Raw genomic sequence first — 22,488 nt, forward strand, 5'->3', positions numbered from 1 at the left:
TTGGAGACACACGCAAAAAGATAGGATACCTGATGAAAGAGAAGCTGATTGGCCTCGCCGTGCTGGCTGCGGTATCGTCCGCCGCCCAGGCGCAAAGCCAGGTCACCTTGTACGGCCGTATCGACAACGGCATTCAGTACGAAACAGGTCTGCCGGGCAACAAGAACGCCGTGAGCGCCGAAAGCGGCGACTGGGGTTGTTCGTGGTTCGGCCTCGAAGGCTCCGAAGATCTCGGCGCGGGCACGAAGGCGATCTTCAAGCTCGAAGGCCAGCTCAACACGCAGACGGGCCAGTCGGCGGGCGCGCTGTTCGGCCGTCACGCGATCGTCGGTTTCGACAACGACCGCTACGGTACCTTCAAGATGGGTAATCTCGGCGCGGGCGAAATCTCGCAGGACAGTTGGGGCGCCGACCCGCAACTGATGCAGCGTTACGCGATCGCGACGCTGGTGCGCGGCCGCAACTGGGCGAGCGCCTCGAACGGCTTCGAATACCAGACGCCGAGTTGGGGCGGCTTCTACATGCGCGGCCAGTACGCGCTGACCAACAACACCAAGTGGAACGCGGCCTCGACGCCCACGGGGCAGGGCCGCACGGACGGCATCGAAGCGGTCTATTCGTACGGCCTCGGCGATTTCCGCGTGATCTACGACGAAGTGCGCGGCGCAGACGGCACGTTCAACGACGTCTATCAGCACTCGCGCTCGATCCTCGCGGGCAGCACGCTGGTGTTCGGCCCGGTCAAGTTCTACGCGGGCTATCAGCATCTGAGCGCGCCGAACGCGACCAACGCGAGCGTGGGCGTGACCGATGCTTCGCAGCCTGGCGGCGTATCCGCACCGACGGCGGTCGATCACGAATGGATCGGCGCAGCCTGGCAGATCAACGCGGCGGCGGCCATCACGGCGGCGGTCTTCCACGCCAACGCCAACAAGGGCAACGGTAACGCCACGCTCTATACGCTGGGCGGCACGTACAACCTGTCGAAGCGCACCTTCCTCTACACGGAAGCGGGCTACGTGCATAACAGCTCGACGTCGAATATCAATCTCGGCAACGGTTCGTACGGCAACAACGACTACGATCCGACCACGGGCTCGTCGGCGAACGGCAATCCGAATTACGGGCAGGGCCAGTTCGGCGTGTTCGCGGGCGTCATGCATCTGTTCTGATTCGGGCGGAACAGACGCAGTCTGCAGCAGCAACCGCAATTTCCATGCAGTACCCAGTGAGTTCTCAGCAGTAGCGAGTCGTATGGACAGGCCCGGCCGGACGTTGGTCCGGGCCGCGCCGGCGTGGTCAAACTCCTCCACCCTGACATGCCGGCGTCCTTTTTTTCAGCCTCCGCTTCAAAGCCGCGTGTTTTCCGTTTCATCGCTATTTCCCGCGTATCCACGCATTCCGGGGTCGGCGCGCACTCGGGAAACCCCGCGTTCATCCGCCCTTGAATGTCGCCCGACGACCATGCTATCTTGCAGACGTTAGCGATAACGTCCACGGTGCGCGACGTCTCGCAATGCGACTCCTACAAAACTACAGCGCGCCGATCACGATGGGTGGAGATCCTTCAATGGAAAAACGGGTATCGAAAGCGATGTTCAAGGCGAAAGCCTGCGAACTGTTCCGGCAAGTCGAAATGCTCGGCGAAAGCGTGGTGGTGACCGACCGCGGCCAGCCGACCATCGAAATACGTCCCTATCGCGCGAAGCGCAAGAGTCCACTCGACTCGCTGCGCGCGGCCATCGTTCATTGCGATTTCAACGCGCCGGTCGATGCGCGCATCGATGCACTGAGCGAGGCCGTAGGCGAGGGCACGCGTCGCGCGTCGCCCGTCGGCAAATAAGATGCGGCCATGGTCACGCTCGACACCTGCGCGCTCGTCTACTGGCTGCGCGACGACAAGGCGCTGAGCGAGCCCGCGCGCACGGCCATCGACGGCGCGCTGGAAAACGGCGAGGTGCTGATCTCGACGATCAGCGTGCTGGAACTGGCGCAATTCGTGGAAAACGGCCGGCTCGCCTTGTCGATGGATACGCGGCGCTGGCTCGCCACGCTCGCGTCGATCGAAGGCGTGCGCATGGTGCCCGTCGATACCGCGATCGCGGTGCGTGCCACCACGCTGTCGCCGGAATTGCCGTCATCGCAGCGGCTTGTTGCCGCCACGGCGCGCACGCTCGGCGTGCCGCTCGTCACGCCCGACGCACGCGTGCGCGCGCTCACGCATCTCGACACCATCTGGTGAAAAGCAGCGCAAATAAAGGCCTCAACGCAAAAACGGCGCGCGTTATCCGAAGATAATGCGCGCCGCTTTCTATTCAATCACCGTTACGCTTTCGCGCGTTGACGCCCCACACGCCGTGCAGCTTCCGCAGGCCGCCGCGCGGCAGCAGGAGCTTGCGCCGTGGACTGGCGCACCACCAGCTCGGCGGGGAAGGTCGTGCGCTGCGCGACCGCGTCGCTGCCCGCGATCTGCGCGAGCAGCGCATTGACCGCCGAACTCGACATCTGCTGAAACGGTTGACGCACCGTGGTGAGCGCGGGATGAAACTGCTCGGCCATCGGGATATCGTCGAAACCGATCACGGAGATATCGTCGGGCACGCGCAGACCCGCCTCGCGCGCGGCTGCAATCGCGCCAAACGCGCTCTGGTCGTTGGCCGTGAAAATGGCCGTGGGCGGATCGGGCAGGTTGACCAGCCCGGTCGCCACTTCGAAGGCGGTCATCTGTGAAAGATCGCCGGTCACGACGAGCGCCGGATCGAGCTCGATGCCGTGGCGCACCAGTGTGTCGTGATAGCCGCGCTGCCGGTCGCGCACGCCTTCGATCGCCTCGTCGCCGCCGAGAAACGCAATGCGCTTGTGGCCGAGCGACACAAGATGCTCGACCGCCATCCGCGCGCCGCCGTAATTGTCGACCGACACCGAAGGGAAGCGATTGAGCGTGCCGCGCTGATCGACCACCACGACCGGCACGTGCGCGGTGGCGAGCGCATCGAGGCACATGGTCTCGCGCGGCAGGATCACCAGCAGACCATCGGAAAACTGGCGCACGAGCTTGATGAGTTCCTGATGCGAGTGACTGTCGTCTGACACCGTGTAGACGAGCACTTCGCAACCGGCCGCACGCGCGGCGCGGCCCGCACCCAGAATCAGCTCGCTCGAGAACTGCGTGTCGAGCGTGGGCGTCATGATGCCGATGATGCCGTTGCGTCCGCCCGAGAGCTTCTGGGCGGTGCGATTGACGACGTAACCGATGTCGGACGCGATACGCAGCACTTCGTCGCGCGTTTCTCGCGACACGCCCGGACGCCCGTTGAGCGCACGCGATGCGGTCATCTGCGACACGCCGGCCAGCCTCGCGACGTCGGCCAGCGTGGGATTTTGCTTGGTCATGCGACTAGCTTGTTATGAAAGAGTGAGGCGGCGCGACACGAACCGCAACTGGGCAAGTCTTGGTAACGCTAGCGTTACAGTGGAAATGATTCTAGCAGAACCGCGCAGCGCGACACTTCAGGCACGCACAGGCCGTGCAGCAAGCGTTGTACGGAAACGTCGCTCGACCATTGCCCGTGGCGTAGTTCGAGGGTTAACACTGTCTGGCGAGCCTGTAACGTTATGACTACGATCCTGTAACGTTAAGGCTAACGTTAAGCGGTCGCAAACAAAACCAACGACAGGAGACACCAAGATGGCGTACGCGGTGGTAGCGAAAACGACGGGCGCGGCGGTGCTGTTCGCCGCACTCGCGGCGGCGGGCGTGGTGCACGCGCAGGACGCGAAAGTGATCACGACGTGGGATCAGCAGACCAATGCCAGTTCCAGCAAGATCCTGCGCGCCGCGTCCGACCGCTTCGAGCAAAAAAACCCGGGCTACAAGGTCGAAAACTCGCACATCCTGAACGACGCTTACAAGACCAAGCTGAAAGTGGCGTTCGGTGCGAATCAGCCGCCTTGCGTGTTCGAATCGTGGGGCGGCGGCACGCTCAACGAATATGTGAAGGCCGGCCAGATCGCTGACCTCACGCCGTATCTGCAGAAAGACCCCGCGTATCGCGATCGATTCTTGCCCGCCTCCTGGAAAGCCGTGACTTTCGACGGCAAGACCTATGGCGTTGCGGCCGAAAACGCCTCGGCCGCCGTGATCTTCTATAACAAGGACCTGTTCAGGCAATACGGCCTCAAGGCGCCCGCTACGTGGGACGAACTAATGCACGTGGTGCAGGTGCTCAAGTCCCACGACATCGCGCCATTCGCGCTCGCAAACAAGAACAAGTGGACGGGCTCGATGTACTACATGTATCTCGTCGATCGCATCGGCGGCCCGGACGTCGTGCGCGGCGCGGTGGAAGGCGGTGGCAAAGGCTTCGGCGACCCGGCCTTCGTGGAGGCGGGCAAGTACATTCAGGATCTCGTGAAAGCGGGCGCGTTCGCGCAGGGCTACAACGGCCTCGATTACGATGTGGGCGCCTCGCGCCGCCTGCTGTATTCGGGCCGCGCCGCGATGGAACTGATGGGCGGCTGGGAAGCCTCGACCATCGCCAATGAAAATCCCGCCTTCTCGGCCAAGCTCGACTTCTTCCCGTTCCCGAGCGTGCCGGGCGGCAAGGGCGATCCGCGCGACGTGATCGGCACGGTCGGCGACGGCTTCCTCAGCATTTCGAGCGCGTGCAAATATCCCGATCAGGCGTTCAAGCTGATTCAGTCGCTCACCGACGACGAGTCGATGCGCGCACGCGTCACCGATCACAAGGTGCCGCCGGTCAAGGACGTGGCGATTCCCGATCCGTTCCTCAAGCGTCTGCAGGCGCTCATCGTGCAGGCGCCGAATGTGCAGCTCTGGTACGACCAGGCGCTGCCGCCGCGGCTGGGCGAAGTGCACAAGGACACGACCCAGGCGCTGTTCGGCCTCTCGGTCACCCCGCAGGCCGCCGCGCAGCAAATGGAAGCCGCGTCGAAGTCAGGCGGCTGATTCACGCTATTACGATTCGCTATCCTGATCAATTTATCTTTAAGACCGGCGCGTTCGCGAGAACGTCGCCGGCAGAACGCTCCGTGAATATCGCACTTTCCGCCGTTCCAGAACGCCGCTTGCGATTCTCCGCGCAGTGGCTCGTTGCCGCCACCTTTCTCGCGCCCGCGGTGGTGCTGCTCGCCGTTTTCCTGCTTTATCCGCTTGTTTCCAGCTTGCGGCTTTCCCTGCTCGACTGGAACGGACTCGGCAGCAACGCGCGTTTCGTGGGGCTGTCCAACTGGGCCAAGCTCGCGCACGATGCCGTGTTCTGGCAATCGCTCGCGAACAATGCGCTGCTCGCCGCCGCATCGATCGTAGTGGAGTTGCCGATTGCGCTTGCGCTCGCCGTCATGCTTGAAAAAGCGGGGCGCGGCGCGCGTCTGCTCAAGATTCTTTATTTCCTGCCGCTGCTGATGTCGAGTGTCGCGATCGGCGTGCTGTTCAAGAACGTCTACGATCCGAACTTCGGCCCGCTCAACGCGGCGCTGCATGGACTCGGACTCGACGCGCTCGCGCGGGACTGGCTCGGCGACCCGCATCTTTCGCTCGGCTCGACCATCGCCGTGATCTGCTGGCAGAACACGCCGTTCTACATGATCCTGTTTCTCGCGGGTCTTTCTTCGTTGCCGCAGGAAATCGCGGAAGCTGCGCGGCTCGATGGCGCCTCCGAATGGATCATTTTCTGGCGCATCAAGCTGCCGCATCTGCAAGGCACCGTGCGCACCGCCGTGCTGCTGTCCGTCCTGGGTTCGCTGCGCTATTTCGATCTGATCTACGTGATGACGGGGGGCGGTCCCGAAGGCTCGTCCGAACTCATGGCGACGTATATGTACCGCACCGTGTTCAGTTCGTTCCAGCTCGGCTACGGCAGCACCATCGGCTCGGCGATGTTCATCATCGTGTGCGCGGTGGCGGCGATTTCGCTGCGCTTCACGCGTCGTTACGCAACGGAGGTTTAAGCGATGTCGACGCTCCCTCATCAACGCGCATTCAGTCTGCGCAAGCTCCGCGTGGGTGTGCCGCTGCTCGCGCTGATCTGGCTGGCCGTCACGACAGTGCCGTTCATCTTCGTGGTGGCCACGAGCCTGAAAACGCAGGACGAAACCTTCTCCTCGCCGGTCTGGGCCTTGCCGAAACATCTGTATGTCGGCAACTACGCGGCCGTACTCGGAGGCCCGTATTTCACCTACTTCCGCAACAGCCTGTTCGTCGTGGGCGTGTCCGTGGTACTGATCGTGATCGTGAGCGCGATGGCCGCCTATGCGTTCGCGCGCCTGCGCTTCACGTTCAACAAGACCCTGTTCGCGCTCGTGGTTGCAGGGATGATCGTGCCGCTGCACGCCACGCTCGTGCCGATCTATCTGCTCACGCGCAATCTCGGCCTTTACGACACGCCGTTCGCGCTGCTCGGGCCATATGTCGCGTTGAGCCTGCCCGTGTCGATTTTCATCCTCACGGAATTCATGCGGCAGATTCCACGCGAACTCGAAGAAGCCGCGCAACTCGACGGCTGCGGCCCGTTCGGCATCTTCTGGCGCGTGTTCTTTCCGTTGTCCGGCCCAGGCCTCGCGACGGTCGCGATCTACAACGGCATTGGCCTGTGGAACGAATTCATCTTCGCCTACATGCTCACCTCCACCTCCGAGCATCGCACGCTGCCGCTCGCGGTATGGGATTTTCAGGGCCAGTATTCGTCGGACGTACCTGCGATGCTCGCCGTCGTCACGCTGACTTCGCTGCCGTTGATCGTGGCGTACGCCTTTGGTCAGGAACGCGTGATCAAGGGGATGATGGCCGGCTCGCTCAAAGGCTGACGCACCGTTTAAACCGACACCGACACCGACATCACGACATGGCAAGCATCTCTCTCGCAAACGTACAGAAGTCTTACGCAAACGGTCAGGCGGTGATTCGCAACGCACAGCTCGAAGTGGGCAAGAACGAGTTCTGCGTGTTTCTCGGACCGTCCGGATGCGGAAAATCCACGCTGCTGCGCATGATTGCAGGCCTCGAATCGATTAGTGACGGCGAGTTGCGTATCGACGGCCAGCGCATGAATGACGTTGCGCCCGCGCAGCGTCGCGTGGCGATGGTGTTTCAGAATTACGCGCTTTATCCGCACATGAGCGTGTACGAAAACATGGCGTTCGGCCTGCGCCAGGCGAAGATCGATAAAGCGCTCATCGATACGAAAGTGCGCCGTGCCGCCGCCGCGCTGCAACTCGACGCGTTGCTCGAACGCCGTCCCGCAGCGCTGTCCGGCGGACAGCGTCAGCGCGTGGCGATTGGCCGGGCCATCGTGCGCGAGCCGGGCGTATTTCTGTTCGACGAACCGCTTTCGAATCTCGATGCCGCGCTGCGCGTGCAGACCCGCACCGAGATCGCGCGCCTGCATCGCGAGTTCCGTGAAGCGAGCGCCGTGTATGTCACGCACGACCAGGTCGAGGCGATGGCGCTGGCCGACCGCATCGTACTGCTGCAGGCGGGCACGGAGATGGAGCGGCACGGCAGCATCGCGCAGGTGGGCGCGCCGCTCGATCTCTATCACCATCCCCGCAGCCGCTTCGTGGCGGGTTTCATCGGCTCGCCGAAGATGAACTTCTTTGCGGGAACGATCGCGAGCGCGGACGTGGGCGGCGTGCACGTCACGCTGGATAGCGGCGAGCGCGTGCTCGCGCGCGTCGAACCCGGCCACGCAAGTGTCGGTATGAAGGTGACGCTCGGTATTCGCCCGGAGCATCTGCGTCTCGCCGACTCCGTGCGCAACGCGCCTACACTCGCCTGTCGCGTACGGCTCGTCGAGCGTATGGGCGAGCACAGCTACGTGCATCTCGTTCAGCCACGCGCGGGTTCTGCCACGCTGATCGCCAAGCTGCCCGGCGACAGTGCGCTGGCCTTCGATGAGAACGTGACGATCGCGCTGCCGCCCGAAGCCTGCCATCTGTTCGACGATCGGGACATGGCGTTCAAACGCATGCATTGATCGTTGCGTGCGGGTGATTCAATGAGCCGTCGCGTTGAAATATTAAGCAGGATAACTAATGTGTTCGGGCGAACATTGCGCCTGGCGCACGACCAACCAGGAGTGTTGTGATGTCGCTTGACCATCAAAGCGAGGTGCCCGTTTATCGTCGCGCTGATACGCCGACCGAAGCGCGTGTCGCCGATCTGCTCGCGCGCATGACGATCGACGAAAAAATCGCGCAGTTGCATGCCGTCTGGCTCAAGCTGCGCGCGAATGGCCGTCACGAGTGGCGCACCGAAGACTTCGCGCAGCGCGATACGGGCGTGCCGCTCGACACGCTCCTGCAACACGGGCTCGGTCAGGTCACGCGCCCGCTCGGCACGCACACGGTCGATCCGCAAGAGGGCGTGGAGGCCTTCAACGCGCTGCAACGGCAGATGATCGAGCATACGCGTCTGGGCATTCCGGTGATGGCGCACGAGGAGTGTCTCGTCGGGCTGATGATCAAGGACGCCACGCTGTTTCCGTCGCCACTCAATTACGCGGCCACATGGAATCCGGCGCTCGTTGGACGAGTGGGCGAGGTCATCGGCGAGCAGGCGCGCTCGATTGGCTGTCATCAGGGACTCGCGCCCGTGCTCGACGTTTCGCGCGATCCGCGCTGGGGGCGCACGGAAGAGACGTTCGGCGAAGATCCGTATCTGGTCGGTGTGATGGCGTGCCAATATGTGCAGGGCCTGCAAGGCGAGAAGCGCGACGTACTTGCCACGCTCAAGCACTTTGTTGCGCATTCGGCGAGCGAAGGCGCGCGCAATCACGCGCCCGTGCACGTCGGGCCTCGCGAACTCAACGACACCTTCCTGCTGCCATTCGAAATGGCGGTGAAGCTCGCGCACGCAGGCTCGATCATGCCCGCGTATCACGACATCGACGGCGTGCCGTGCCATGCGAATCGCGATCTGCTGCAAGGCGTGCTGCGCGATAAGTGGGGCTTCGACGGTTTGATCGTCGCCGATTATGCGGCCGTGAATCTGCTCTACACGCATCACGGCATCGCGCGCGACGTCGCCGATGCCGCGGCGCAATCGTTCAACGCCGGACTCGACATCGAGTTGCCCGGCCACGAGTGTGCGCTGCATCTCAAGGAAGCCCTGGCGCGTGGCGAGATCAGCGAAGTCACGATCGATGCGGCAGTCAAACGCGTGTTGCGTGCGAAGTTCGACATCGGTTTATTCGAACAGCCCTATGCCGACGTGGCGCGCGTGAACGTACGCAGTGAAGCCGCCAGCGATGTGGCTCACGAGGTGGCACTCGAATCTGTGGTGCTGTTGCGCAACGACGGCGTGCTGCCGCTCGCCAACGACGGCAGGCAGAACGTGGCCGTAATCGGGCCGACGGCCGACGATCCGCTGGCGTTGCTCGCGGGTTACAGCTTTCCCGTGCATCTGATCAATAGCGGCGACAGTGCGCACTCGTCGATGACGACGCCGCTGCAAGCGCTGCGCAATATGCTCGGCGAGGTGAACGTCAGCTACGCGCAGGGCTGCGCGATTATCGAGGAACGCCGCGCGGGCGCGCCGGTCTTTCCGGGCGACGTCTCGCTCGACACGCGTGAAGTGGGCACCCGCGACGCACTGATCAGTACCAACACCACGCACATTGTCGCCGCCGCCGAAGCGGCACGCGCCGCCGATGTGGCGATCGTGTTTGTCGGCGACCTCGCGGGCCTGTTCCAGTCGGGCACCGTGGGCGAAGGCTCGGATACGGACAGCCTCGCGCTTCCCGGCGTGCAGCAGGCGCTGCTCGACGCCGTGCTCGCGACCGGCACGCCCACGGTCGTCGTGATGACGGGCGGGCGCCCTTACAACCTCGGCGGCCAGGAGGAACGCGTCGCTGCCCAGTTGATGGCGTTCGCGCCGGGCGAGAAGGGCGGCGAAGCGCTCGCCGCTCTGCTTGTTGGGCGCGAGAATTTCAGCGGCCGCCTGCCGCTTTCCGTGCCGACCAGCGCGGGCGCAGTGCCTTACGTCTATAACCATCGGCTCAAAAGCGCGGGCACGCCGGTTGCGTGGCATTTCGGCTCGCGTTATCCGTTTGGATTCGGACTCGGCTACACGCGCTTCGCTTATGAAGCGCTCGACATCGCGACGCCCACTGCGCCCATCGAAACCGGCACCTTCGCGTTTTCATTCACGGTGAAGAACACAGGCGCTCGCAGCGGCGTGGAAGTCGTGCAGATTTATCTGCGTGATCGCGTGGCGTCAAGTGCGCGTCCGGTGCGTGAATTGAAGGCGTTTTCACGCGTGACGGTGCAAGCGAGCGGCGCGGCGCGCGTGCATGTTCGTCTGCCCGTCGACATGTTGAATTTCACCGATGGTCGCGGCGAGCGCATTGTCGAACCCGGCGAATTCGATCTGATGATTGGCAGTTCAAGCCGCGATATTCACTTGCACGCGACGCTTGCCGTCACGGGTAAAGCGACGCGTACGCTGCCGCGCGACTGGCGCATGACGAGCGATGTGAGCGTCGATTGAATGTCCCGTGCGCGTGCCATCACGCATCGATTGAACCGGAAGCGAAATAACCCATGTCTTATGCAATTTATCCGAGCCTGAACAACAAGGTGGTCGTGATCACGGGCGGCGGCACCGGCATTGGCGCCGCCATGGTGGAGGCGTTCAGCGCACAAGGCGCACGCGTGCATTTTCTCGACGTAGCCGACAAACCGTCGCTCGCGCTCGTCGAGGCGTGCAGGCAAACGCAATACGAACCCGTCTACCATCGCTGCGATCTGCGTGATATCGACGCCCTGCAACGCTGTTTCGACGCCATTGCTCAGGCTGCCGGTGGCGTACAGATTCTCGTCAACAACGCGGCCAATGACGACCGTCATGACGTCGGCGACGTCAGCGCGGCTTACTGGGACGATCGGCTCGCCGTGAATCTGCGCCATCAATTCTTTTGTGCACAAGCCGTCGTCGACGGCATGCGCAAGCAGGGCGCAGGCGCGATCGTCAATCTCGGCTCGATTTCCTGGCATCTGGCCACGCCGAATCTCAGCGTGTATATGACTGCCAAAGCAGGAATCGAGGGCCTCACGCGCGGGCTCGCGCGCGATCTCGGTGAATACGGTATTCGCGTGAATTGCGTGATTCCCGGTGCGGTTCGCACCCCGCGTCAAATGAAGCTCTGGCAATCGAACGAAAGCGAATCGGAGCTGCTCGGGCAGCAATGCCTGCACGCCCGCATCGAACCCGAGCATGTCGCGCGCATGGTGTTGTTTCTCGCTTCCGACGACGCCGCGCGTTGCACGGGCCGCGATTATTTCGTCGACGCCGGCTGGTACGGCGCATGAATACGCTGACACCCGAGGTCGAATGGAACGTGGGCGCGCTGCTCGGCGAAGGCCCCGTGTGGGTGGAGCGCGAGCGCGCGCTGTATTTCGTCGATATCAAACGACGCCGCGTGCATCGCTATGTACCCGAAAGCGGCGAGCGCAGCAGTTGGGAGGCGCCCGCGCAAACCGGTTTCGTGCTGCCGCACGCGGACGGCGGCTTTGTCTGCGGATTGCAGGGCGGGCTGCATCGCTTCACGCCGGAAAACGCGCGCTTCGTGTTGCGCGTGCCGGTTGAAAGCGGTCTGCCCGGCAACCGACTCAACGACGCGCATGTCGATACCGAAGGGCGCCTGTGGTTCGGCTCGATGGACGACGCGGAACGGGAACCAACCGGCTCGCTCTGGCGCGTCGAGGGCGATCAGGCGCCGCGCGTGCACGACAGCGGCTACATCATCACGAACGGTCCCGCGATGAGTCCGGATTTTCGCACGCTGTATCACGTCGATTCGCTGCGCCGCGCCATTTATACATTCGACGTGGGCGATGACGGTGAACTCTCGTCGAGGCGGCTCTTTAGTACGCACGCGCCGCCGGGCCATCCCGATGGTCTTGTCGTCGATGCCGAAGGCTAGGTCTGGGTCGCGACGTTCGGCGGCGCGCGCATCGAACGCTACGCGCCGAATGGCCTGAGCGTCGGGCACGTTGCCTTTCCCTGTTCGAACGTGACGAAACTCGCATTCGGCGGCGACGATCTGCGGACGGCTTATGTGACCACCGCGCGCAAAGGTCTGGACGAAGCGGCGCTCGCCCGCGAGCCGTTTGCGGGCGCGTTGTTTTCGTTCCGTGCGCCCGCCGCCGGCCAGAAGCAATCGCTATGCCGTATCGTTTGCCCCGATTAAACAGCTCCGTGCGTGTGTTCGACGCAATAACGTTTTAAAACATTCATTCTCAACGCGAACTCGGGCATGCTCGCGTAAGTAGAACACCGCACACGCAGTCATCGTTCAATCACCTTGCCGGTGCATAATGGCTTTACCGCCGATGCAGTCGATGGCCATCCGTCGAGGAGTCCGCCATGCAAGCGAGGAACGAGGAATTCGTCGCCCATCTGCTCTCCGATGTTCTGGCATTCGCGAGAGCGCGATTGCCGGAACCCGCCTTTCAAACGGTTGAACCGTTCCTGCGCCACTATTACGATTTCGTCGATGCCGAGGATTTGCGCAGCCGCAGCATCGCCGATCTCTATGGCGCGGCGATGGCGCACTGGCAAACGGCGCAGCGTTTCGTGCCCGGCTCCGAGCGCATGCGGGTCTATAACCCGATTCTCGAACAGCACGGCTGGCATTCCGATCACACGGTCATCGAAATCGTGAATGACGATATGCCGTTTCTGGTCGATTCGGTGTCGATGGCCGTCAACAAGCTCGGGCTCGCGCTGCATTCGGCCATGCATCCGGTGTTTCGCGTCTGGCGAGGCAAGGAAGGCGGCATCGAGCGTATTGACGTCGGGGCGTCCGGCGCCGAAGACGGGCCGTCGCAACTCACGTCGTTTATTCATTTCGAAGTGGACCGCTGCGGCGATGCAGCAAAACTCGACGAATTGCGCCGCGATATTGCCAAAGTGCTGGGCGATGTGCGCGCCGCCGTCGAGGATTGGCCGAAAATCGTCGAGGTGGCGCGCGAAACCATCAAAGGCATGAAGGCCCGGGAAACGAGCGCGGAAGAGCTCGAAGCCCGTGCGTTTCTCGAGTGGATGGTGGCCGACCATTTCACGTTTCTCGGTCAGCGCGACTATGCGCTCGTCGAGCATGGCGACGGTTTCGGGTTGCGCGGCGTAGGCAATTCGGGTCTCGGTATTCTGCGCGAATCGTTGCGCACGCCCGACACCCCCGACATTACGCCGCTGCCGCCCGCCGCGGCGGACATCATCGCGGGCGCCTCGCCGATCTTTCTGACGAAAGCGAATTCGCGCGCAACGGTGCACCGGCCCGGTTATCTCGACTATGTCGGCGTGAAACTCGTTGGCGCGGACGGCAAGATTTGCGGCGAGCGCCGTTTCGTCGGTCTATATACCTCGACGGCGTATATGGTGCCCGCCGCCGACATTCCGATCGTGCGCCGCAAGTGCGCGAATATCGTGCGCCGCGCGGGCTTTTTACCGAAAGGGCATCTCGGCAAATCGCTCGTGACCGTCCTCGAAACCTATCCGCGCGACGAACTGTTTCAGGCCACGGAAGACGAGCTTTACGATATCGCGCTTGGTGTATTGCGTTTGCAGGAGCATCAGCGCACGCGTCTGTTCGTGAGGCGCGATCGTTTCAATCGTTTCGTCTCCTGCCTCGTTTATGTCTCGCGCGATAAATACAATACCGATTTGCGCCGACGCATCGCCAATCTGCTCGCTTCGGCATTCAACGGAATTTCCGTGGAATTTACGCCGCTGCTTTCCGAATCGGCCATTGCGCGTATTCATTTTGTCGTGCACGCCGAGCCCGGCACGATGCCCGATGTCGATACGCGTGAACTGGAAGCGCGACTCGTGCAGGTCACGCGGCGTTGGCAAGACGATCTCGCCGATGCATTGCTCGACGCATTTGGCGAAGAGCAGGGCACGCGCTTGCTGCATCGTTACGGCGATTCGTTTCCCGCCGGTTATCGCGACGATTATCCGGCGCGCACGGCGGTCCGCGATATCGAATTGATCGAACGTGTGCAGGGCAGTGCGGGCATCGCCATGAATCTGTATCGGCCCATCGAATCCGGGCCGCGCGCGTTTCGTTTCAAGGTGTATTGCGCGGGCGAAGCGATTGCGCTCTCGCGCAGTTTGCCGATGCTCGAACATCTCGGCGTGCGCGTGGATGAAGAGCGGCCTTATGTGATTCAGGTGCCGGGCTGCGATCCCGCGTGGGTGCACGATTTCGGGCTCGAACTCGCCGACGATGCCGAATTCGATATCGAACGCGTGAAAGATCTGTTCGAGGACGCGTTCGAAGCCGTATGGAGTGCGCGCATCGAGAATGACGATTTCAATCGCCTCGTTTTGCGCGCGTATCTGGGCGCACGCGAGGTGACGATATTGCGCGCCTACGCGAAATATCTGCGCCAGGTGGGCTCGACATTCAGCGACGCTTATATCGAACGCGCGCTAACGGGCAATCCGGCCATTGCGCGGCAACTGGTCGAATTGTTTATGGTGCGTTTCGATCCACACGTAGAAGCGGCGCGCGAACAGCGCGCCGAACTTGCGCTCAAGGCCATTGAAACCGCGCTCGATCAGGTGCCGAATCTCGACGAGGATCGCATTCTCCGCCAGTTTCTCGGCGTGATCAACGCGACGGTCCGTACCAATTATTTCCGTCACGAGCCGAATGGCGCGCCGCGTCCATCGCTGTCGTTCAAGTTCGATCCGTCGAAAGTTCCCGGATTGCCCGAACCGAAACCGATGTTCGAAATCTGGGTGTATTCGCCGCGTGTGGAAGGCGTGCATTTACGCGGCGGACGCGTCGCGCGGGGCGGCCTGCGCTGGTCCGACCGTCGCGAGGATTTCCGCACGGAAGTGCTCGGCCTGATGAAAGCGCAGATGGTGAAGAACGTGGTGATCGTGCCGGTTGGTTCGAAGGGCGGCTTCGTCGTCAAGAATCCGCCGCCGCCCAGCGATCGCGAAGCGTGGATGCGCGAAGGCGTGGCCTGTTATCAGACCTTTTTGCGCGGCCTGCTCGATCTCACCGACAATCTCGTGAATAACGCCATCGTGCCGCCACCCGATGTCGTGCGTCACGACCCAGACGATCCTTATCTCGTCGTCGCGGCCGACAAAGGCACGGCTACGTTTTCCGATTATGCGAACGCCATTTCCGCCGAATATGGTTTCTGGCTCGACGACGCTTTCGCGTCGGGCGGCTCGGTGGGCTACGACCACAAGAAAATGGCGATCACCGCGCGCGGCGCGTGGGAATCGGTCAAACGCCATTTCCGCGAAATGGGTGTGGATACGCAGGCGAGCGATTTTACCGTGGTCGGTGTCGGCGATATGTCGGGCGACGTATTCGGCAATGGCATGCTGCTGTCACCGCATATCAAGCTCGTGGCGGCATTCGATCATCGCCATGTGTTTCTCGATCCTGCGCCCGACCCGGCGCTGAGTTTCGCGGAGCGCAAGCGGCTCTTCGCACTGGAGCGATCGAGTTGGGCCGATTACGATACTGCCGCGATTTCAGCGGGCGGCGGTATTTTTCCGCGCACCGTCAAGACGATTCCGCTTTCGCCCGCGGTGCGCGAGGTACTCGGTATCGAGGCAATTGCGCTCACGCCGAACGAACTCATTCGCGCAATTCTCCAGGCGCCGGTCGATCTGCTTTATAACGGCGGGATTGGCACGTATGTGAAAGCCGCGCGCGAAACGCACGCGCAAGTGGGCGACCGTGCCAACGACGCTGTGCGCGTGAACGGTTCGGATCTGCGTTGCAAGGTGGTGGGCGAGGGCGGCAATCTCGGCGTCACGCAACTCGGGCGCATTGAATTCGCGCAACGCGGCGGCCGTATCAATACGGACGCGATCGACAATTCAGCGGGTGTGGATTGTTCCGATCACGAAGTCAACATCAAGATTTTGCTCGGACTGGTGGTATCCGATGGTGAAATGACCACCCGGCAGCGCAATACGTTACTCGCGGAAATGACCGACGAAGTCGGCCTGCTGGTATTGAGCGACAACTATTATCAAACTCAGTCGCTCTCGATTGCGGGCCGCTATGCAGTGCCGCTGCTCGATGCGGAAACGCGCGTGATGCGCTGGCTCGAACGCGCCGGGCGACTCAATCGCGTGATCGAATTCCTGCCGACCGATGAGGAAGTGGCCGAGCGCCAGGCGTCGAAACTCGGCCTCACGTCGCCCGAGCGCGCCGTGCTGCTCGCGTACAGCAAAATGTGGCTCTACGATGCGCTGCTCAATTCCGATGTCCCCGAAGATCCGCTCGTCGCGGCCTTGCTGATCGATTATTTTCCGAAGCCTTTGCAGCAGCGTTTCAGCGAACCGATGCAGCGGCATCCGTTGCGCCGCGAAATTCTCGCGACGCATCTGACCAATGCGCTTATCAATCGCGTGGGTTGCGCGTTCGTGCACCGACTCATGGAGGAGACCGACGCGCGGCCCGACGAAATCGTGCGCGCCTGCATCATGGCGCGCGATGTGTTCGATCTCGACGGGATCTGGCGCGCGATCGACGCGCTCGACAATCGCGTGCCCGACGATGTGCAGGCACGCATGTTCGTCGATATCGCGCGCTTGCTAGAACGCGCGGCGCTGTGGTTCCTGCGCCATCTGCAGGCCGGCGCGGTGGATCGCGACGGTGTGGGTTCGCTGCTGGCGCGATGCCGCGATGCCGCTCAACGCCTCGCGCCGCAATTGCCCGCGCTTTTGCCGGAAGCCGATCTCGAAGCGCTCTCGGTGCGCCAGGGCGAACTCGTGAACGCGGGCGTGGAGAGCACGCTCGCTCTGCGCGCGGCAAGCGGCGAAATTCCGGTGGCGCTGCTCGATATCGCCGAAGTGGCAGCGGCCTGCGGACGTCCGCTCGAACTGGTCGCGTCCGCATACTTCGCGCTCGGCACGCGTCTGAATTATGGCTGGATTAGCGAACGCGCGGCCACTTTGCCCACGCCCACGCATTGGGACACGATGGCGCGCGCGGCCGCGCTCGCCGAAGTGGCGCGGCTCAAGCGCGCGCTCACGACCAGCGCGCTCGCCCAGTCGCCCAACACGGCCGACGCCGAAGCGATCGTCGACGCATGGTGCGCGCAGCACGAAGCGGCGCTCGAACGCTATGGCCATCTGCTCGCCGAATTGCGTGCGTCGAGCAACGTGAGCCTCTCCGTGCTGCTGGTGATCGCGCGCGCGATGGCGGCGCTCGAACGTGCTTGAATGTGCCAGCGTGCCGATTACGGCACGCTTCGCGCCGCGAGCGCCACGGCTTCGCTGATCGCAGCGGGCAGATACGACACGTGATTCTGCCCCGCGTAGATCTGCAAGTCGGCGTCGAAACCGAGCGCGGGCGTCGTGTGCAGGAGGTCCGCGAAGGTGCGTGCGTTGTCGAGCATCGCCGCGTGCGTCACGCGCTCGACGCGCGCGGGCGGCGCATTGGGCGCGAGTTTCTGTTCGTCGCCGCCGATGCGGATGGCGAGCGGAATGCGCGCTTGCGCGTGGTGCGAGTTTTTTCCCGCCGACGATTGCGCGCTCGCGCGAACATTCGCCAGCAACTCCGCGCCATTCCACCAGATCGACGGACTCGCCGCCATATATCGCGAGTATGCCTGCGGATGCGCGAGCGCATCGTTCAGCACGAAATAGCCACCGAGCGAATGCCCGAACAACATGCGGGCGCGCGGCGCAAGCTGCGTGCGGGCTTCGATGGCGCGCGGCAAGGTCTCGTTCACGAAGGTCTCGAACGCCTGCGCGCCGCCGGTGTCGAGCGGTTTGCCTTGCGCGTCGTTCGGCACGCCCCAGCCGTCGCGCGCCGGCGTGGTGAAGTCGCGAAAACGCTGGCTTTCATCGAAAAGGGCGTCGTTGTCGGCGGCGATGGCGGCGATCGTCACCGGACCGATCAGCTTCGCCTGCAGGCGCGCCGCGCTTACGGCGAGCGCGAAGGTCGCGTTGCCGTCGAGCAGCACGAGCAAGGGCTGAGGGCGGCCTGAAACGGACGACGCGGGGTGATACAGCCAGATGCGATAGCGCGGCCCGTTCGGCGTGGCGTCGATCACGAACGATTCCGTGTCGGGAAGCAGGGCGTTTGCCGCGCCAATGACTTTCGGCTCCGAATGCGTTGATGCAGTGTCGGACGCTGCATTGGGCGTTGCCGCCCACGCAGCCGCCGCCATCGACATTCCCGCGAAGACACATACCGTGCGTCGCACGAAAGCGCGTGAGGATTTCATCGTGAGACTCACCATTGATAGCGCGCCGTGCCAATCACTTCGCGGCGCACGCCCCAGAAACATTGCGTCGCGCTCGCGCACGCCGCCACATATTGACGATCGAACAGATTCGACGCATTGAGCGCGAAACGCCAATTGCGCATTTCATAATGCAAGGCGAGATCGACGAGGGTGAATGAACCGACCTTGAACGAATCGTCGGCGGCGCCATACGTGCTGCCGATATAACGCACGCCCGCGCCCATGCCGAGACCCTTGAACGTACCGCGATGCAGCGTGTAGTCGGCCCACAGCGAAGCGGTATTCTTTGGCACGGCGGCCGGCGTATGACCCAGCGAACTATCGTTCGCGCTCGCCACATACGCACTCGTATAGCTGTATGCCGCGATCAGCGAAAGATCGCGCGTGATGTTCAAATGCGTTTCCAGTTCGACGCCACGGCTTTTCACCGCGCCGGTCTGCACGCGGTAATTCGCGTTGTTCGGATCGGGCGTCGACACGTTGGTTTGCTGAAGATCGTAGAGCGACAGCGTGGTGAAGCTCGTCGTGCCCGGAATCTGATACTTCACGCCCACTTCGAATTGACGACCCGTCGACGGCTTGAGCGAGCTGCCGTCCGCCGTCGTGCCCGACGTGACCGGCTGGAACGAGCGCGAGAAACTTGCGAACGGCGAAATGCCGTTGTCGAATGCGTAAAGCACGCCCGCGCGCCACGTGAATGCGCGATCGAATTGATACGACGATGTGTGCTTCACATATTCATTCGCGCTGGTGGACGCGTAATCCTCGCGCGCGCCGAGCACGAACGACCATTTGCCGATCGTCATCTGATCCTGCACGTAGAGGCCGAGATCGTCGGTGCGCTGGCGCGTGTAGCTCGCGAGCTTGGGCGCGGTCAGCGACTGGCCGTAAATGGGATCGGTAATGTCGAGCGAGGGCGCCTTGCCCGACGAAAGACGGCGGTCGGACATCGTCATCTGATAGTCGAGCCCCATCAGCACCGCGTGACGCACGGGGCCGGTGTTGAAATCGGCTTCGAGCTGCGTGTCGGTCGAGAGCGCGTCGAGATGTTCGAGTGAGGCCGTCGTCAGACGATTAAGGTAACGGTTGCTCGAATTCGTGTAGCCGCTCGAATAGACCGTTTGATAATCGCTCCACATATGCGTGTAGCGCGCGTTCTGACGCACCGTGAAGACGTCGTTGAAGCGGTGCGTGAACGCATAGCCGATGCTCGCCTGCTCGCGGCGGAAGTGATCGTAATCGGGTTCGCCGTCGTTGAAACCGGTGCCGATCTGCCCATTGGGGTTATACGAAACCGTGCCGTAGCGCGGCAAAAAACCGTAATAGCCGTTGTTCGGATCGTATTGATAGCTCGCGAGCAGCGTGAATTCCGTATTCGCATCGGGACGCAGCGTGAGCGACGGCGCCACATAAATGCGTTGCTCCTTCGTGCCGGAAACCTGCGTGTCCGCATCGCGCGCGAGACCGACGAAGCGATAGAGCACGCGCTTGTCCGCGTCGACCGCGCCGCCGAGATCGAACGCGCCTTCCCAGCGATTGTGCGTGCCCGCGCCGAGCATCACTTCATTCACGTGATCGGCTTCGGGACGCTTGCTTTCGAGCACCACCACGCCGCCCGGATTCGCCTGACCATACAGAATCGAACTCGGTCCGCGCAGCACTTCGATACGCTGCAAACCGTATTGCTCGATCTGCGGCACCGCATACGAAAGACCGCGCCCGAGATTGAGGCCGTCGAGAAAATTCACGTACACGGCATTGCCGCCGAAGCCGCCGAAACCGCGCATCTGCAAACTGTCGTAGCGATCGCCGATACCGCGCGTTTCCGGCACGATACCCGCCGAATAACGCAGTGCCTGCGCGACCGACTGCACGTTCTGCTCGTCCATCTGCTTGCGCTCGATGATCGACACCGATTGCGGCGTGCGCGTGAGCGGCGTGGACGATTTGAGCGCCGCGCCGGCAACCGTCGGATCGTGCGCATCGGCTTCGCTTTGCGCGCGGATCGTCATCGCGGGCAGCGATGTTTCGGCGGCTACGTTCGCGTCGGTGCCGGGCGGTTCGGGATCGACTTCGAGCACGAAGGCCGCGTTCTGGCCGCGCACCGCGCGCAAACCCGTGCCGCGCAGGACCTGCGTGAGCGCGCCGGCTGCATCGGCGCGGCCCGTGAAGCCGGGCGACTGCTTGCCGGCGACGAGCGAACTCGCGTAAGCGAGCTGCACGCCGCTGGCTTCGGCGAAGCGGTTGAGTGCCGTGTTGAGGTCGGAAGGCGCGATGCGATAGTCGATACGCGCATCGCGTTGCGTGGATTGCGTCGCTTGAGCCGATTGAGCAGTTTGCTGGGCGAGCGCGGGCAACGAAGCGCCGAAGAGAGCGGCAGCCGCCGCGCTGATCGCGAGTGGTCGAAGTGATGCTTGCGTGAACAACGAAATTCCCCTGATTGTTTGGTCTTACTGAGGGAATAGACGTTGTGCGGAGAAAAAACCGGACGTCGCGCGCGAAATATTTTTGCGCGACGTGTTTATCGCGTGAGGCTCACGACGGCGCCGACAAGATCACGACGCGGCCCGCAATGCGCGTGGCTTGCAAACGCAACGTTTCGGCGAGGGTGTCGAGCGCCTGGGCCGGCGCTCCGATGGCGAAATTGCCCGATACGCGCAACGTCGCCGCGCTGCCGCGCACGTAGATGAAATGGCCTTTCCAATAGCGGTTGAGCGCGGCGGCCACGTCGGCGAGCGGCGCATCGGTGAACACCATGCGCCCGCGCTGCCACGCGGTGACCGAGTAGGCATCCACCACGGCGGCGGCCGGCGCGCGCACCGCGTCGCCATAGGCGACGCTTTGGCCCGCGCCCGCTTCCAGATTGCCCCACGCGTTGCGCACGTCCACGCGTCCCTGCGTGACCGTGACGAGCGATTCGCCGCTGTGCTGGGCGTCGTCGCCGGGCAGACTCGCCTGGAAGGCCGTGCCGATGTCGACGACCTCGCCATCGCCCGCGCGCACGACAAAGCGGCGCGCGTCGCCGTGCTTCACGTCGAACGCGGCGCGTCCGCGCGCCAGCACGATGCGGCGCTCGTGCGCGTCGTAGCGGACGTCGATGGCCGAATCGGCGTCGAGCTTCACGATGCTCCCGTCGTCGAGCGCGAACGTGCGCACTTCGCCCGCTGATGTCGACAAATCGGGCGCATGCACATACCACGCCGCGCCGACGCCGAGCGCCACGCACAGCGATGCAAAGGCCGCGCGCGGCGGCGTGAAGATCGAAGCCAAAGCGAAACGCGCGGCAGGGCGCCTGGCGCGCGGTTCCATGCGTTGTTCGACAGGTTGCTCGGCGCGCCGGTCGACGCGCTGTGCGGCAGCATCAGTGCGCGCCGAAACGTGCAGCGCATCGGCGCTGCGCCATTGCGCCAGCGCGTCGTCGAAGGCCGCGCAATGCAGCGGCGAGCGCGCTCGCCAGCGGGCGAGACGCGCATCGTCGGGCGTTGCGCGGCCCGCGTCGATCCGCACGACCCAGACGGCCGCCTCGGCGCGAATGCGGCGCGCATGCGCGGCCGCCCGCGCGTCGCTCGGGGTGTCGGCTGAAGTGGAAACGGACATGGCCGGTTGCGGGAATTCCTTAGTCATGAGCCGGCGGGATGTCGTCGCCGTGCGCGCCTCGATCGAACTCGACGAGACCCAGCAAGGCGCGCCGCAAATGTTTTTCGACCATGTTCTTGCTGATCTGCAGACGCTCGGCGATCGCTTCGTGCGAGAGCCCGTGCACCTTGCGCAGCACGAACACTTCGCGGCAGCGCGCAGGCAGCGCGTTCACGGCGCTTTCGAGCGCGCGCGCCGTCTGCATGGCCTCGGCGAGCTGGCTCGGATCGACCGGATCGATCGCCAGATCGGCGAAGGCGTCATTATCGTCGTCGAGCGGCGTCACGTCGATGCGTGCGTGCGCCGACGCGCGGCTTTCGCGGAAACGGTCGATCATGAGGTTCTCGATCACGCGCACGAAGAACGCGCGCGGCTGCCGGACCTCCGCGGTGCCGGGCAAGGACGCCACTTTGACGAACGCGTCATGAACCAGATCCGCCGCGGCTTCCGCCGACTTCATGCGGCGCGCGGCGAACGCGACGAGCGTCCGGTAATGCGCGGCAAAGGCGTTGGCGAGGCTGGAAGACGGCTGCACGGATCGGTCTGCACGGCACCAGTGCCGCACGGGCGGCCGGTTTCATGTCACTTACGGTT

General features: G+C 63.3%; 15 protein-coding genes and 1 pseudogene. 11 read left to right on the top strand and 5 right to left on the bottom strand.

The window, feature by feature from the left end; genetic code table 11:
• Positions 1-32 precede the first annotated feature (32 nt).
• The 3 genes from SB764_RS00350 (at position 33) to SB764_RS00360 (ending at position 2,242) form a co-directional block, all read left to right on the top strand.
• Positions 33-1,172, top strand: a complete 1,140-nt coding sequence (locus SB764_RS00350) for a porin (protein ID WP_410862212.1) — start codon at positions 33-35, stop codon at positions 1,170-1,172.
• 398 nt (positions 1,173-1,570) lie between these two features.
• A complete protein-coding gene (locus SB764_RS00355; protein WP_074986844.1) occupies positions 1,571-1,843 on the top strand; it encodes a type II toxin-antitoxin system Phd/YefM family antitoxin in 273 nt (90 codons plus the stop codon).
• Between the two features lie 9 nt (positions 1,844-1,852).
• Entirely contained in the window at positions 1,853-2,242 is a 390-nt protein-coding gene (locus tag SB764_RS00360) for a type II toxin-antitoxin system VapC family toxin (RefSeq protein ID WP_065059234.1), read from the top strand.
• Positions 2,243-2,325: 83 nt separating this feature from the next.
• Here the strand turns inward: SB764_RS00360 and SB764_RS00365 are convergent, their stop codons facing one another.
• Positions 2,326-3,393, bottom strand: coding sequence for a LacI family DNA-binding transcriptional regulator (locus SB764_RS00365; protein ID WP_065059235.1), 1,068 nt, complete (start codon positions 3,391-3,393; stop codon positions 2,326-2,328).
• Positions 3,394-3,688: 295 nt separating this feature from the next.
• Here SB764_RS00365 and SB764_RS00370 point away from each other — a divergent pair, with 295 nt between their 5' ends.
• The 8 genes and pseudogenes from SB764_RS00370 (at position 3,689) to SB764_RS00405 (ending at position 17,227) form a co-directional block, all read left to right on the top strand.
• Positions 3,689-4,969 (top strand): extracellular solute-binding protein, encoded by a 1,281-nt coding sequence (locus tag SB764_RS00370; RefSeq protein ID WP_321904047.1) that lies wholly within the window; start codon positions 3,689-3,691, stop codon positions 4,967-4,969.
• A gap of 83 nt (positions 4,970-5,052) precedes the next feature.
• The gene (locus tag SB764_RS00375; protein ID WP_410862215.1) at positions 5,053-5,970 is read left to right on the top strand and encodes a carbohydrate ABC transporter permease; all 918 of its coding nucleotides are present in this window, start codon (positions 5,053-5,055) and stop codon (positions 5,968-5,970) included.
• 3 nt (positions 5,971-5,973) lie between these two features.
• On the top strand, positions 5,974-6,825 hold the full coding sequence (locus SB764_RS00380; RefSeq protein ID WP_176080698.1) for a carbohydrate ABC transporter permease: 852 nt from the start codon (positions 5,974-5,976) through the stop codon (positions 6,823-6,825).
• A gap of 38 nt (positions 6,826-6,863) precedes the next feature.
• The gene (locus SB764_RS00385) at positions 6,864-7,994 is read left to right on the top strand and encodes a sn-glycerol-3-phosphate ABC transporter ATP-binding protein UgpC (RefSeq protein WP_321855869.1); all 1,131 of its coding nucleotides are present in this window, start codon (positions 6,864-6,866) and stop codon (positions 7,992-7,994) included.
• Positions 7,995-8,104: 110 nt separating this feature from the next.
• Positions 8,105-10,507: a glycoside hydrolase family 3 N-terminal domain-containing protein gene (locus SB764_RS00390; protein WP_410862218.1), complete on the top strand. Its 2,403-nt coding sequence runs from the start codon at positions 8,105-8,107 to the stop codon at positions 10,505-10,507.
• A gap of 53 nt (positions 10,508-10,560) precedes the next feature.
• Positions 10,561-11,328: an SDR family NAD(P)-dependent oxidoreductase gene (locus tag SB764_RS00395; protein ID WP_110328962.1), complete on the top strand. Its 768-nt coding sequence runs from the start codon at positions 10,561-10,563 to the stop codon at positions 11,326-11,328.
• Positions 11,325-12,209: pseudogene (locus SB764_RS00400) on the top strand (SMP-30/gluconolactonase/LRE family protein). The gene SB764_RS00395 and the pseudogene SB764_RS00400 overlap by 4 nt, the downstream one beginning before the upstream one ends.
• Before the next feature lie 176 nt (positions 12,210-12,385).
• Positions 12,386-17,227, top strand: a complete 4,842-nt coding sequence (locus SB764_RS00405; RefSeq protein ID WP_410862220.1) for an NAD-glutamate dehydrogenase — start codon at positions 12,386-12,388, stop codon at positions 17,225-17,227.
• A gap of 17 nt (positions 17,228-17,244) precedes the next feature.
• On the opposite strand, the gene SB764_RS00410 is transcribed toward SB764_RS00405, so the two are convergent.
• The 4 genes from SB764_RS00410 to SB764_RS00425 form a co-directional block, all read right to left on the bottom strand.
• Positions 17,245-18,063: an alpha/beta hydrolase gene (locus SB764_RS00410; RefSeq protein WP_074986852.1), complete on the bottom strand. Its 819-nt coding sequence runs from the start codon at positions 18,061-18,063 to the stop codon at positions 17,245-17,247.
• Positions 18,064-18,245: 182 nt separating this feature from the next.
• A complete protein-coding gene (locus tag SB764_RS00415; protein WP_082991822.1) occupies positions 18,246-20,684 on the bottom strand; it encodes a TonB-dependent siderophore receptor in 2,439 nt (812 codons plus the stop codon).
• Positions 20,685-20,793: 109 nt separating this feature from the next.
• Positions 20,794-21,882 carry a FecR family protein gene (locus SB764_RS00420; protein WP_110328965.1) on the bottom strand — a complete coding sequence of 363 codons (1,089 nt, stop codon included), beginning with the start codon at positions 21,880-21,882 and terminating at the stop codon, positions 20,794-20,796.
• Positions 21,875-22,429 (bottom strand): sigma-70 family RNA polymerase sigma factor, encoded by a 555-nt coding sequence (locus SB764_RS00425; protein WP_065059246.1) that lies wholly within the window; start codon positions 22,427-22,429, stop codon positions 21,875-21,877. The genes SB764_RS00420 and SB764_RS00425 overlap by 8 nt, the downstream gene beginning before the upstream one ends.
• Between the last annotated feature and the right edge of the window lie 59 nt (positions 22,430-22,488).

Origin of the sequence: Paraburkholderia sp. SIMBA_027, from assembly GCF_046535315.1 — a bacterium.
GTDB classification, from domain to species: Bacteria; Pseudomonadota; Gammaproteobacteria; order Burkholderiales; family Burkholderiaceae; genus Paraburkholderia; species Paraburkholderia tropica.